This is a genomic window from Roseovarius aestuarii (genome assembly GCF_019966515.1).
Taxonomy (GTDB): Bacteria; Pseudomonadota; Alphaproteobacteria; order Rhodobacterales; family Rhodobacteraceae; genus Roseovarius; species Roseovarius aestuarii.
Genome location: NZ_JAIMIB010000004.1, coordinates 211,879 through 225,164 on the forward strand (window position 1 = coordinate 211,879; position 13,286 = coordinate 225,164).

At 60.2% G+C, this 13,286-nt stretch carries 13 protein-coding genes; 5 read left to right on the forward strand and 8 right to left on the reverse strand.

What is annotated here, in order from left to right; all coding sequences use genetic code 11:
* Positions 1-57: 57 nt before the first annotated feature.
* Positions 58-912 carry an SDR family oxidoreductase gene (locus tag LC334_RS07995; RefSeq protein WP_085799865.1) on the forward strand — a complete coding sequence of 285 codons (855 nt, stop codon included), beginning with the start codon at positions 58-60 and terminating at the stop codon, positions 910-912.
* Positions 913-925: 13 nt separating this feature from the next.
* Here the strand turns inward: LC334_RS07995 and LC334_RS08000 are convergent, their stop codons facing one another.
* From LC334_RS08000 to LC334_RS08015, 4 genes are all read right to left on the reverse strand, one after another.
* Complete coding sequence (locus tag LC334_RS08000) at positions 926-1,678, reverse strand: SDR family NAD(P)-dependent oxidoreductase (RefSeq protein ID WP_085799864.1); 753 nt, start codon at positions 1,676-1,678, stop codon at positions 926-928.
* Between the two features lie 103 nt (positions 1,679-1,781).
* Complete coding sequence (locus LC334_RS08005) at positions 1,782-2,222, reverse strand: hypothetical protein (protein WP_085799863.1); 441 nt, start codon at positions 2,220-2,222, stop codon at positions 1,782-1,784.
* Positions 2,223-2,393: 171 nt separating this feature from the next.
* Positions 2,394-3,098 (reverse strand): UTRA domain-containing protein, encoded by a 705-nt coding sequence (locus LC334_RS08010; RefSeq protein WP_085799862.1) that lies wholly within the window; start codon positions 3,096-3,098, stop codon positions 2,394-2,396.
* On the reverse strand, positions 3,095-4,459 hold the full coding sequence (locus tag LC334_RS08015) for a formimidoylglutamate deiminase (protein WP_085799861.1): 1,365 nt from the start codon (positions 4,457-4,459) through the stop codon (positions 3,095-3,097). The genes LC334_RS08010 and LC334_RS08015 overlap by 4 nt, the downstream gene beginning before the upstream one ends.
* Positions 4,460-4,538: 79 nt before the next feature.
* Here LC334_RS08015 and hutI point away from each other — a divergent pair, with 79 nt between their 5' ends.
* The 4 genes from hutI to LC334_RS08035 are packed head-to-tail and all read left to right on the forward strand — an operon-like array spanning position 4,539 to position 9,358.
* On the forward strand, positions 4,539-5,726 hold the full coding sequence (gene hutI, locus LC334_RS08020; RefSeq protein ID WP_085799860.1) for an imidazolonepropionase: 1,188 nt from the start codon (positions 4,539-4,541) through the stop codon (positions 5,724-5,726).
* Positions 5,726-7,267 (forward strand): histidine ammonia-lyase, encoded by a 1,542-nt coding sequence (gene hutH / locus LC334_RS08025; protein ID WP_085799859.1) that lies wholly within the window; start codon positions 5,726-5,728, stop codon positions 7,265-7,267. The genes hutI and hutH overlap by 1 nt, the downstream gene beginning before the upstream one ends.
* Position 7,268: 1 nt before the next feature.
* Positions 7,269-8,948, forward strand: a complete 1,680-nt coding sequence (gene hutU, locus LC334_RS08030) for a urocanate hydratase (protein ID WP_085799858.1) — start codon at positions 7,269-7,271, stop codon at positions 8,946-8,948.
* The gene (locus tag LC334_RS08035) at positions 8,945-9,358 is read left to right on the forward strand and encodes a DUF1810 domain-containing protein (protein ID WP_085799857.1); all 414 of its coding nucleotides are present in this window, start codon (positions 8,945-8,947) and stop codon (positions 9,356-9,358) included. The genes hutU and LC334_RS08035 overlap by 4 nt, the downstream gene beginning before the upstream one ends.
* Before the next feature lie 31 nt (positions 9,359-9,389).
* On the opposite strand, the gene LC334_RS08040 is transcribed toward LC334_RS08035, so the two are convergent.
* From LC334_RS08040 to mutM, 4 genes are all read right to left on the reverse strand, one after another.
* Positions 9,390-10,574, reverse strand: coding sequence for an amino acid aminotransferase (locus LC334_RS08040; RefSeq protein WP_085799856.1), 1,185 nt, complete (start codon positions 10,572-10,574; stop codon positions 9,390-9,392).
* Between the two features lies 1 nt (position 10,575).
* Positions 10,576-11,433 (reverse strand): 3-mercaptopyruvate sulfurtransferase, encoded by an 858-nt coding sequence (gene sseA, locus LC334_RS08045; protein WP_085799855.1) that lies wholly within the window; start codon positions 11,431-11,433, stop codon positions 10,576-10,578.
* Positions 11,434-11,517: 84 nt separating this feature from the next.
* Positions 11,518-12,294: an enoyl-CoA hydratase gene (locus LC334_RS08050; RefSeq protein WP_085799854.1), complete on the reverse strand. Its 777-nt coding sequence runs from the start codon at positions 12,292-12,294 to the stop codon at positions 11,518-11,520.
* A gap of 64 nt (positions 12,295-12,358) precedes the next feature.
* Positions 12,359-13,210, reverse strand: coding sequence for a bifunctional DNA-formamidopyrimidine glycosylase/DNA-(apurinic or apyrimidinic site) lyase (gene mutM, locus LC334_RS08055; RefSeq protein ID WP_085799853.1), 852 nt, complete (start codon positions 13,208-13,210; stop codon positions 12,359-12,361).
* Positions 13,211-13,286: the final 76 nt, after the last annotated feature.

Below are 13,286 nucleotides of genomic sequence, written 5' to 3' on the forward strand. Positions count from 1 at the left end.
CGCGGGTATCGTCCGGGACCACTTGCCATTGCCGCGCGGTCCCCGCATTAAAGCGCCATGAGCAAAACACTGATTTCATTCGGCCACGGATATTCTGCACAGGCACTGGCGCGGCTGTTGCTGCCGCAGGGCTGGACGATCTATGGCACCACCAGAAGCGAACTGAAGGCTGGTGAGCTAAGAGATAAAGGCGTGATCCCCGTGCTCTGGCCCGATGGCGACCTGACCGAAGCCTTTGACAAAGCGACGCATATGCTTGTCTCGGCCGGACCGCGAGAGGCTGGGGACCCAATTTTCAACATATACGGCGATAAGATCAAAGAAGTGGCTGGGAAGCTCGACTGGTTTGGCTATCTGTCGACCACCGGGGTATACGGCAATCACAACGGGGAATGGACCGGTGAAGACGCGGAACTGAGGCCCTCGACCGAGCGCGGCAGGTGGCGCAAGGAAGCGGAAGAGCGTTGGCAGAGTGTTCCTTCATTGCCGGTACATGTATTTCGTCTGGCTGGAATCTATGGTCCCGGCCGCGGCCCGTTCGAGAAAATTCGGAAGGGTACGGCGCGGCGCATCATCAAGAAGAACCAGATCTTCAGCCGCATTCACGTCGACGATATTGCTCAGGTTTTGGCAGCCTCGATCGCGCAGCCGAACCCTGGTCGGGCTTATAATGTCTGCGACGACGAGCCGGCCCCGCCTGAGGACGTGATTGGATATGCGGCTGAATTGCTGGGCGCGCCGATGCCACCCGCAATCCCCTTTGAAGAGGCCGAGATGAGCCCGATGGCGCGAAGTTTCTACTCGGAATCAAAACGCATCAGCAACGCCAGGATCAAGTCCGAGCTGGGCGTTTCGCTGCGTTATCCAAACTATCGCGATGGGTTGGCCAAGCTGCTGGCGCAGGGCGGCTGAGGCGCTGCGCTGCTCATTTCAGCAGCAACCCGCCATCGACGACCAGATCGGTACCGGTGATATAGGATGCCCCGTCTGAAAGCAGGAACACGGCCGCCGCGGCAAGTTCTTCTGCTGTGCCAATTCGGCCCATTGGTACACATGACCCAGCTTCAGCCAGCTTTTTATCCGTATCCCACCGGGCTTGAAGCGGGGTCTGCGTAAGCCCCGGATAAATCGCGTTCGAGCGGATGCCATCGCTGGCCAGTTGCATGGCAAGCGAGCGCGACAGTGCGCCGACCCCGGCCTTGGCGGTAGAATAGGCATCCTGCGGCAGCGGATCACCCCGCAGGCACTGGGTGGAAGAAAAATGTACCATCGCACCGCCCCCGGCATCGCGCATATGCGGGACAGCCGCGCGGGCGGTGTGGAGCATGGATTTGAGATTGCTGTCGAAGACCTGATCCCAAACGGCCAGATCCATATCGAGCAGCGAGACGTCGTCGCCAAACCGAAGCACACCCGCGACATTGGCCAGATAGTCGATGTGACCGAACCGTTCGGCACCGGCATCAATGGTAGTACTCACAAATGCCGCATCGGTCAGATCCCCCTGGGCATAAAGACGTTGATCTGCGCTGCCCGCCAGATTGTCTGGTTCCGGTTTGAGATCAAACAGGATCACCGATCCGCCGGAATTGAGGATGATATTGGCAATTGCAAGTCCCATACCACCGCCCGCGCCGGTCACAATCGCTACGCGGTTTGAAAAATCATAGGTAATCATTCCTGCCTCTCGCGTTCATGGCCCGAGGGGCAGCATATCGCCGAGACCATACCGAGGCCAGATGGTTGAATTTGCCTGCAAAGCTTTGTTTGCGGGCCCGTCTTCAGAACGCCTCGGGCCCGTTGGTCATTCTTAGTGCCACAAGCGCCACGCGGATACCTTCGATCATTCCCTCCGGCGGAAATGGTCCATAGATATTCTGGCCGACCGTGAAGGTAACATCAATTCTCGTGCCCGGCTGTTCGGTAAATTCGATTTTGTAGAATTCAGTCTGGTGTTTCAGTACCTTCGAAATCTGGCTCTCAAGCTTGGCCTGCGTTACGGTTTCCGACCCCTCCTGCGGCCAATCCACACGTACATCAATCCTGGCAAATCCCTTCCTTTCTTTGCCTTCGTGGTCGGTAAGGCGAGCTTCGTTGGTCGGGGCGAGAGGCAGTAGGTACAGATCCTCGTTCTGGGCGCTTAGCAAACGTATGGTCAGCGCTGGCAGTGCCAGAATGGCAATCACAGACAGGGTACGAATGTAGTTTTTGTAGCGATCCATCAAGAGGTCTGCATTTTTGTTCCGATAGAGAAATCTCTCACAGAGGGGCTGAAAAATGGTTAACGGGAAACTGCTCAAAACCGTGATGGACTCTGTGAGGGCTTTGCATACAGGGCTCCGCTGCCTCTGGCGCAGATTAAGGAAGGGACGAATTTGCCGTTCGTTCGCGCGTCATTTTGCGGTCATGCCCGTGCCAATAGCGGTGTGGATGCGATAGCCCGGTGCATAGGTCAGCCGAACGGTGGTGATGGTCTGATCATGGTCCCAGGTGGTTCGGTCGATGACAAAGACGGCCGCGCCGGTATCTGTATTCAGCAACCGGGCCTGCTCGGCACCGGCCACCTCGGCGGTAAAGCTGATATCGCCGTTGGTATATGGCGCGGTGATGACCAGCCATTCATTAGCGCTGATCCGGTCGAAGGGTTGTTCAGCAGCAGCAGGTACAGAAGTAAGGTTGATCCAGCGATCCTCGACCACATAGGGCACGTCATCGGCGTAGTGCAGCGCGATGAGATGCAGGGCGGTCTTGTCGGTGCCGAGTGCTGCCGGCGCGCACGCCAAAGCCCGCTCGACCAGACGATAGCCATAGGTCATGCTGCGGGTTTCGATTTCCTGTCGCAGAACCGGGATATCGAGTGTCGCTTTGCCGACCGGATGCAGCGCGACACGAGTGCCGGCCTTGCGGCGCCGTTCCAGAAGGCCGGAATCGGCCAGAGACTGCAGCGCGCGGTTGACGGTGGCGCGGGCGCAGCCGAATTCCCGCGCCAGGTCGACCTCATTCGGGATGGTGTGGCCCGGGGGCCAATCGCGGGCATGGATGCGACGCAGAACCTCGGCCTGAATCGCCTGCCAGCTTTTGAATTGCGGATCGCTCACAACGCATCCCTGAGCGGTTGCATTGCCTTTGTGTAGGCGGCGGTAATCGTATCGCGGGCGTGGTGGCGGCCCTCTTTGACGAGATGCCGCCCGGCGGACCAGACATCGCGAACCATGCGGTCGTCTCCAGCGAAGATCCAGCAATCCAGAAGCTTGTCGCGGGATTGTCCGGTCAGGTCGAAATGGCTGTCGTCAAGCGCCATCAGATCGGCCAGATAGCCCTCGGCGATATGGCCCGACTTGCGCCCGGCGGCCTGCGCTCCACCGGCACAGGCGGCGTTGAACAGGCGGCGGCCGGTCGTGTGCTCGGCAGTCGCAAGCGCGGCGCGGGAACGGTCACGCAGGCGTTGGGAATAATCCAGCGTGCGAAGCTCTTCAGAGAGTGAAATCCTAATGTTAGAGTCTGATCCGACGGCGAGTTTGCCCTGCGCGTCAAGCCAGCGCACGCCGTCAAAAATACCGTCGCCAAGGCTCGATTCGGTGATCGGGCAGAGGCCGGCAACGGCGCCAGTGGCCGCCAGTGCGATGGTTTCATGCGCCTCCATCTGGGTACAATGGATCAGGCACCATTGGTTGGTCACATCGGCGTTATCCAGCAGCCATTCGACCGGGCGCTGGCCATAGGCGGCCTTGATTTCGTCAACCTCGGCCACCTGTTCGGCCAGATGCATGTGGATGGGGCCATCGGCGGCCAGGTTGGGCGCGTTAGCGATATCCCCGGGCGCGACGGCACGCAGGCTGTGGGGTGCCATGCCCAGCCGGGCGTCAGCGGGCAGTGAGGCGAGTGCGCTACCGGCGCCCTGCATCAGCTTGGCAAATTGGGCCGGATCATTGCCGAAACGGATCTGGCCTTCGGTCAGGTCGCGCTGGTCACAACCGCCATACTGGTATTGCACAGGCAGCAGCGTCAGGCCGATACCCGTTTGCAACGCGGCGGCAGTGATGCGTTGGGACATCTCCGACAGGTCGTCATAGGGCACACCGCCGGGCTGGTGATGCAGATAGTGAAACTCGACATTGGTGGCATAGCCTGCCTCAAGCATTTCCATCTGCACAAGGGCCGTGATGGCCTGAACCTGTTCGGGCGAGAGCAGGTCAAGGAAGCGATACATCAGCCGTCGCCAAGTCCAGAAACTATCCCGCGGATCGGGGCCGCGGCCTTCGGTCAGGCCTGCCATGGCGCGCTGGAAAGCGTGGGAATGGGCATTGGCGGGCGCGGGCAAGAGGATGCCGGTACGGTGGCCACTTGCGGCGGTATCGGGTGTGACGCAGGTGATATGTCCGGTCTCGTCCACCTCGACCGCGACATCGCGCGCCCAGCCGGTGGGCAACAAAGCCTGACGGGCCCAGATCGTTGGCATGGCATCTCTCCGCTTGACAGATTATTATGTCTATACATAATATCAAGCACGACTCGGGTAATCAAGAAAGTAATGTGGGATGCTTTTGCGGAATGCGGTGCTGGCCGCGATGGCGGGTGGGCAACCTTACGGGTTGATCCAGAACGCAGCTATTGTGGTGGAACAGGGTCAGATATCATGGGCTGGGCCCGAGGCCGACCTGCCCTCTGAACATAACGGGGTGGGCGAAGACCTGGGCGGACGGCTGGTGACGCCCGGGCTGATTGATTGCCACACCCATATCGTTTTTGGCGGCAACCGTGCGACAGAATTCGAGATGCGCCTGAACGGTGCCAGTTACGAAGAAGTGGCGCGCGCTGGTGGTGGGATCGTCTCAACCGTGACAGCGACGCGCGACATCTCCGAAGATGACTTGCTGGTCGATGCGCTGACCCGTGTCGATGCGATGCTGGCTGAGGGGGTCAGCGTGATCGAGGTAAAGTCGGGCTATGGGCTGGATCGCGACACCGAACTCAAGATGCTCCGCGTGGCGCGGGCGATTGGCAGGGCGCGATCGGTGCGGGTTATGACCTCGTTCCTGGGCGCGCACGCGGTTCCATCAGAGCTTAAGGGTCGCGCAGATGAATACATCGATTCAATCGCCATTCCGACATTAGAAGCGGCTCATGCAGAGGGGCTGGTCGATGCGGTGGACGGGTTCTGCGAGGGGATTGCCTTCGACATCGCGCAGATCAGGCGGGTGTTTGATAAGGCGCGCGAACTGGGCCTGCCGATCAAGCTGCATGCCGAGCAACTCAGCAATATTGGCGGCACCAGACTGGCGGCAGCGTATGGCGCATTGTCGGCGGATCATGTGGAATATGCCGATGAGGATGACGCCAAGGCGCTGGCAGCTTCGGGCAGCGTTGCTGTACTGCTTCCGGGCGCGTTCTACACGCTGCACGAGACGCAGCTTCCACCGATTGAGGCATTCCGAGCGCACGGCGTACCGATGGCGCTGGCGACGGATTGCAACCCCGGGTCGTCGCCTCTGTCTTCGTTGCTGTTGGTGATGAACATGGGTTGCACCCTGTTTCGCCTGACGCCTGAAGAGGCGTTGGCAGGTGTAACAGTGCATGCGGCGCGGGCATTGGGATTGTCCGATTGCGGTGTGATTGCACCCGGCAAGCGGGCTGACTTAGCAGTATGGAACGTCTCTAATCCGGCAGAACTTGCCTATCGCATCGGCTTCAACCCGCTGGAACGGCGCATCTTTGGGGGCACATAATGAGCCAGATTTTACATCCGGGCAGCACGAAGCTGTCACAGCTTGAGACGATATGGCGCGATGGTCTGTTCGCAAGGCTCGATGCCTCGGTCAAGCCGCAGGTCGAGGCGGCAGCTAAACTGGTTGCCCGCGCCGCAGCGGGCGACGAGGCGGTTTATGGCGTTAACACCGGTTTTGGCAAGCTGGCCAGTGTCAAGATCCCCGCAAACGACGTCGAAGCGTTGCAGCGTAACCTGATCCTGAGCCATTGCTGTGGTGTCGGAGAGGCCCTGGATATCGCCACGACCCGACTGATGATGGTGCTCAAGCTTTTGTCGCTGGGGCGTGGCGCCTCGGGTGTAATGTGGCGCACCGTGGCGTTGATCGAAGCCATGCTGGAAAAGGGTGTCACGCCGGTGGTGCCTGATCAGGGATCGGTCGGGGCGTCGGGCGATCTGGCACCGCTTGCGCATATGGCCGCCGCGATGATCGGCGAGGGTGAGGCCTGGTATGACGGCGCACGGCTACCGGGCCTAAAAGCGCAAAATTTGGCTGGATTAGAGCCTATCTTATTAGGCCCTAAGGAAGGGTTGGCGCTGATCAACGGCACGCAGTTTTCGACCGCCTGCGCGCTTACCGGTCTTTGGGGGGCCTGGCGCAATGCGCAGGCCTGTATCGTCACGGCGTCCTTGTCGACCGATGCCATCATGGGGTCGACCGCGCCGCTGGTGGACGAAATCCACACCCTGCGCGGGCACCAGGGGCAGATCGCTGCCGCGCGACTGCAACGTGCCTTGATGGAAGGCAGCGAGATCCGCGAAAGCCATCGCGAGGGCGATACCCGCGTGCAGGATCCCTACTGCATTCGCTGTCAGGCGCAGGTCAGTGGTGCTGCGATTGATCTGCTGCGTCGCGCTGGCGAGGTGTTGGAAATTGAGGCCAACGCGGTGACGGATAATCCGCTGGTTCTGGTCAATGAGGGACGTATCGTCAGCGGCGGTAATTTCCACGCAGAACCGGTGGGCTTTGCCGCCGATCAGATTGCGCTGGCGATAGCCGAGATTGGCGCGATTGCCCAACGCCGGGTGGCCCTGATGGTGGACCCGACGCTGAGTTTCGATTTGCCGCCGTTTCTGACGCCGGAGCCGGGTCTGAACTCGGGCTTGATGATCGCCGAGGTGACCACCGCGGCGCTGATGAGCGAAAACAAGCATCTGGCCAATCCGTGCACGACCGACAGCACGCCTACATCTGCCAATCAGGAGGACCATGTCAGCATGGCCGCCCATGCGGCGAGGAGGTTAAAACGGATGAATGCCAATCTGGCAACGATCCTGGGGGTCGAGGCGATTTGCGGCGCGCAGGGCATTGGCTTTCGCGCGCCGTTGAAGACCAGCCCGCCCCTGCAGGCCGCGCTGGAACGGCTACGGCGCGACATCCCGGTGTTGGAGGCGGATCGTTACCTGGCCCCGGATCTGCAATCAGCGGCGGACCTGATCAGCTCTGGCGCGCTGGCAGAGGCCGCCGGGTTGAACATGACCCTTGAAATGGGAGAGCAATAAGATGACCAACCCTCGCCACAACGTTCGGGACGTTTATCCCGATACCGGACCCGAGATCACTGCAAAAAGCTGGCTGACCGAGGCGCCGATGCGGATGCTGATGAACAACCTGCACCCGGATGTAGCCGAAAACCCGCACGAGCTGGTGGTCTATGGCGGTATCGGGCGCGCGGCGCGTACCTGGGCCGATTTCGATACTATCGTAGCCCAACTCAAGGATCTGGAGGAAGATCAGACCCTTCTGGTGCAGTCTGGCAAGCCGGTTGGTGTGTTCCGGACGCATAAGGATGCGCCCCGGGTTCTGATCGCCAATTCGAATCTAGTACCGCACTGGGCGAACTGGGATCATTTCAGTGAACTCGATAAGAAGGGCCTCGCGATGTACGGCCAGATGACGGCCGGATCGTGGATCTATATCGGCTCTCAGGGCATCGTTCAGGGTACCTATGAGACCTTTGTCGAGGCCGGGCGGCAACATTATGACGGCGACCTGACTGGCAAATGGATTCTGACCGGGGGCCTCGGCGGTATGGGTGGCGCGCAGCCCTTGGCGGCAGTGATGGCTGGAGCTTGCTGTCTGGCCGTTGAGTGCGATGAGACCCGTGCTGATTTCCGCCGGCGCACGCGTTACGTGGATGAAAAGACGCATAGCCTTGAAGATGCGTTGGAGATGATCGACCGCTGGACCACGGCGGGCGAGGCGAAATCCGTGGCTTTAATTGGCAATGCGGCGGATATCTTTCCGCGGCTGGTTGAAATCATGAAGAACGGCGGAGTGAAACCGGATATCGTGACCGACCAGACAAGCGCCCACGATCCGATGCACGGGTATCTGCCGCAGGGCTGGAATGTTGCCGAGTGGCGCGCCAGGCAGGAGAGCGACCCGAAAGCGGTGGAAAAGGCCGCGCGTGCCAGCATGAAAGTGCATGTGGCGGCGATGGTCGATTTCTGGAATGCGGGTGTGCCGACATTGGATTACGGCAACAACATCCGACAAGTGGCGCTGGAAGAGGGTCTGGAAAATGCCTTTGCTTTCCCCGGTTTCGTGCCTGCCTATATCCGACCTCTATTTTGCCGCGGTATTGGGCCGTTCCGCTGGTGTGCGCTTAGTGGTGACCCGGAAGACATCTACAAGACCGACGCCAAGGTAAAGGAGTTGGTCGACGACGCGCATCTGCATAACTGGCTGGACATGGCGCGGGACCGGATCAGTTTTCAGGGGCTGCCTGCGCGGATTTGCTGGGTGGGCCTTGGGGTGCGACACAAGCTGGGCCTCGCCTTCAACGAAATGGTCCGGAACGGTGAGCTTAGCGCGCCGGTGGTGATCGGGCGGGATCATCTCGATTCAGGCTCTGTTGCAAGCCCAAACCGTGAAACCGAGGCGATGAAGGATGGCAGTGACGCGGTATCCGATTGGCCGCTGTTGAATGCGCTTTTGAACACCGCCAGCGGGGCGACATGGGTCAGCCTGCATCACGGTGGCGGCGTCGGCATGGGCTTCAGCCAGCATTCGGGCATGGTAATTTGTTGCGATGGGACCGAGGATGCGGACCGCCGCATCGCCAACGTGCTGTGGAACGATCCGGCGACAGGCGTAATGCGCCATGCGGATGCGGGCTACGAGATTGCCATCAACTGCGCGAAGGAACATGGGCTGAACCTGCCCGGCATTCTGCGGTGAGCCTTGATCGGTTCACTGATGCGCAGGCGCTAATCTGGCCTGAGCCGCTGGATGAGATCAGGGCGGGCCGCAAACGCTCTCATTGGATGTGGTACGTGTTCCCGCAATTATGTGGATTAGGCAGATCCCCGACCGCACAACATTACGGCATCAAGGGGCTGACAGAGGCGCGGGCGTATCTGGCGCATGAAGTTCTGGGTGCGCGGCTGGAGGAGATCAGCGCAGCAATGCTGACACGGCGGGATATCCCGGCGCGGGCGATATTGGGGCCGGTCGATGTATTGAAGCTGCGGTCGTGCATGACGCTGTTCCGGGCCGCAGACGGTGCACGGGTTTTTCAGGACGTGCTGGATGCGTTTTACGCAGGAGAGCATTGTGCAGTGACCCTTGGGATGATCGGCGAGCCATAAGGCGCAGCGTGAAGGCATCGGCCGGTGCAGATTACGCGCCGGCCTCGATGATTGCCTGCGCCAGAACAGGCACGGTTTGCGCGTTCAGCCCGGCGATGTTCATCCGGCTGTCACCGATCATGTAGATACCGTGATCGGCGCGCAGCCTTTCAACCAGATCAGGCCCGACGCCGAGGCGCGAGAACATGCCGCGATGCTGCGCCAGAAACCCGAAACGATCCGAGCCGGACAGGCGACGCAGTTCGTCGGCCAGCTGTTGGCGCAGCGCGAGCATACCGGTGCGGACCTCTTCCAGCTCGGCCTGCCAATCGGCGCGCAATGCATCATCTTTCAGCACCATGCTGACCAGCCGGGCCCCATGATCTGGCGGGAAGGAATAGGTCAACCGGTTGAGCGAATTCAGGTTGTCCTGCGCTACCGCGCGCAGCCCGGCATCCTGCGCCACCGCCATCAAGATGCCGGTGCGTTCGCGGTAGATGCCGAAGTTTTTCGAGCAGCTTGCAGCGATCAGCACTTCGGGACAGTTCGCGGCAACAAGCCGGGTCGCGGCGGCGTCCTCGTCCAGCCCGTCACCAAAGCCCTGATAGGCGATGTCGATCATTGGCACCGCGCCGGTGCGGTTCAACAGGTCGATAACCGCCTGCCACTGCGTCAGGTTCAGATTAGCACCGGTCGGGTTGTGGCAGCAGCCGTGCAAAAGCACCAGATCACCCGCGCGGGCAGCTTCCAGATCCGCCATCATGCCGTCGAAGTCGACACCACAGGTCGCATCATCGAAATAGCGATAGGGCTGGGTCTCGATATCCAGGTAGCGCAGAATGCTGATGTGATTAGGCCAGGTTGGGTCCGAGACGAAGACCTTGAGATCGGGATTGGCCATGCGGGCCAGCTCGAAGGCCAGCCGTACCGCACCAGTGCCGCCCGGCGTACCGGCGGCTGCAACATTCTGCGGGGCGACGGCATTGCCCAGCACCAGATTGCTCATCACCGTTGTGAATTCCTGATCGCCAGCAAGAGCGACATAGCTTTTTGTGATCTCTTCCTGCCACAGCTTTTGCTCGGCCGCCTTGATCGCGCGCATGATCGGTGTCTTGCCGCTGGCATCCTTGTAGACACCGACGCCAAGGTCGATCTTATCGGTCCGCGGGTCGCTTTTATAGGCTTGCATCAGCGCAAGAATTTTATCCTCGGGCTGTTTGCGGAGCGCGTTCAGCATGTCAGGTGTCTCCGGTCGCGACAGGGACTGTCGGGTAGGCACCCCATTCGGCCCAGGACCCGTCGTAAAGCGCATGATCGGTCTTGCCGACACGTTCCAGCGCCAGGTTGATGATGGCGGCGGTGATGCCTGATCCGCAGGAGGTGATCACCGGCTTCGACATCTCGACCTTCGCGGCGGCAAAGACCGCGCGCAGATCGTCCGGTGATTTCATCGTATTGTCTGCGTTCAGCAGCTCGCTATAGGGCACGGATTTCGAGCCGGGGATGTGGCCCGAGCGCAGGCCTTCACGCGGTTCCGGCGCCTCGCCCCGGAATCGATCGGCGGCGCGTGCATCGAGGATCTCGTAATCTCCGAGTTTCGAGGCGGCGGAAACCTGTGTGACGTCCTTGACCATCTGGTTCTGCCGCCGCACCGTCATGTGCCGATCCTTAATCACGGGAGGCAGATCCTCAATCGGGCGTTCCTCGGTCATCCATTTGGGCAAGCCGCCGTCGAGCACGGCGATGTTCTCCTGCCCCATCAGCCGGAACAACCACCAGACCCGAGCCGCCGAAAACAGGCCGTGCTGATCGTAGACCACAACCTGATGCCCGTCGCCCACGCCCATCGCCCGCAGCCTCGACATGAATTTTTCGACCGGCGGCACCATATGCGGCAGCGATGAGCGGTGATCGCTGATTTCGTCGATGTCAAAGAACCGCGCACCGGGGATATGCGCCGCGTCATACCCTGCCTTTGCATCACGGCCATCTGTTGGCAGAAACCACGTGGCATCCAAAAGCCGCAGATCAGGGTCTTTCAGATGTGCGCCCAACCAGTCGGTTGAGACCAGAGTTTTCGGATCATCTTGTGCCATGGATGCCCCCGTTTTTGACGCATCCTGCCTACATCCCACGCGCCTGAAGAGCAAGACGACAGCATGTCCTGTCGAGCGGGAGCCCTAGCGGTCGCGGAACTGGGCCTCGCGTTTTTCGGCAAAGGCAGCCATGCCTTCTTTCTGATCTTCGGTCGCGAAGAGTGAATGGAACACGCGGCGTTCAAACAAAAGCCCCTCACGCAGGGTCATTTCATATGACCGGTTCACCGCTTCCTTGACCGCCATGGTCGCGATCATCGACTTCTCGGCAATCTTCTGCGCGGCCGACATCGCCTCTTCCAGCAGTTTCTTGGCCGGAACCACGCGGCTGACGAGGCCCGAACGCTCGGCCTCTTCGGCGTCCATGAAACGGCCCGTCAGGTTCATGTCCATCGCCTTGGATTTGCCCACGAACCGCGTCAGACGCTGCGAGCCGCCAAGACCGGCCATGACGCCCAGATTAATCTCGGGCTGGCCGAATTTGGCGGTGTCGGAACAGATGATGAAATCGCACATCATCGCCAGTTCGCAGCCGCCACCCAGGGCGTAGCCGGAGACAGCAGCGATGATCGGCTTGCGGATACGCATGATCGCGTCGCTCTCAGCACCAAAGAAATCACTGCCGAACATTTCGACAAAGCTCTTGTCGCTCATCATCTTGATGTCGGCCCCGGCGGCAAATGCCTTTTCTGAGCCGGTGATGACGATGCAGCGCACCTTTTCGTTTTCCTGCGCCTCGTTCAGCGCCACGACCAGCTCGCCCAGCAATTGGTCGTTCAATGCATTCAAAGCATCCGGGCGGTTGAGTTTGATGAGGGAAACGTGGTCTTCCAGTTCGACGATGATCGTCTCAAAGGCCATGAAATCTGCTTTCGCTTGTTTCAGTCAGGATCGTTTTCTTATCACTGTCACCGCTGGGTTCAACCTATCTTTGACATGAAGGGCAATAGAAGGACGACCGGCCAGATTGGGCGACGCGGGCAATTTGGCGGGTGCAGCCAGGGGTGCGGCAGGGTTGTTCCTCGCGGTCGTAGACATCGAAACGATGTTGAAAATAACCCAATTCGCCATCGGTTTGGCGGAAATCGCGTAAGGATGATCCACCCGCTTTGATCGCCTCTGCAACCACGGCGCGAATGATCGGGACAAGAGAGGCCACGCGGCCAGCGGAGATTTGCCCGGCGCGGCGTTTGGGCGAGATACGCGCGCGGTAAAGCGCCTCGCAGACATAAATATTGCCCAGGCCCGCAACGATTCGCTGATCCAGCAGGGCGGATTTTATGGGGGTGTTTTTGCCTTTCAGCGCGGATTTCAGATAGTCCTCGTTGAATTGATTACCCAAGGGCTCAGGGCCAAGTTTGGTGAGCAGCGGATGCTGGTCTGCCGCGCCGGTTGCCATCAGGTCCATCGCGCCAAAGCGGCGCGGGTCGTTGAACGTGATGCGGGCGCCGTTGTCCATGTGGAACACCACGTGATCGTGTTTTTCCGGCATTGGGTGATCGTGCAGGAACTGCCCTAAAGGATCGCCCGAAATCAGCATCCGTCCCGACATGCCCAGATGGATCAACAGGGTTTCATCGCTGCCCAGGTCAGCGAGGATGTATTTCGATCGCCGACGCAGTCGCAAAACCGGCTGGCCTGCCAGCCGCTCGGCCATACGCGGTGGAAATGGCCAGCGCAGATCGGGGCGGTTGACATCGGCGCGGGCAATCTTTGCGCCCTCCATCGCTGGGGCCAATCCGCGGCGAACCGTCTCAACCTCTGGTAATTCAGGCATTTAGGCCTTTCCTTTGTGTGAAAACGGCGCATTGTCCCGCGCGTCCACGCCTTATAAGAAGGGCGGGAAGAAGGAA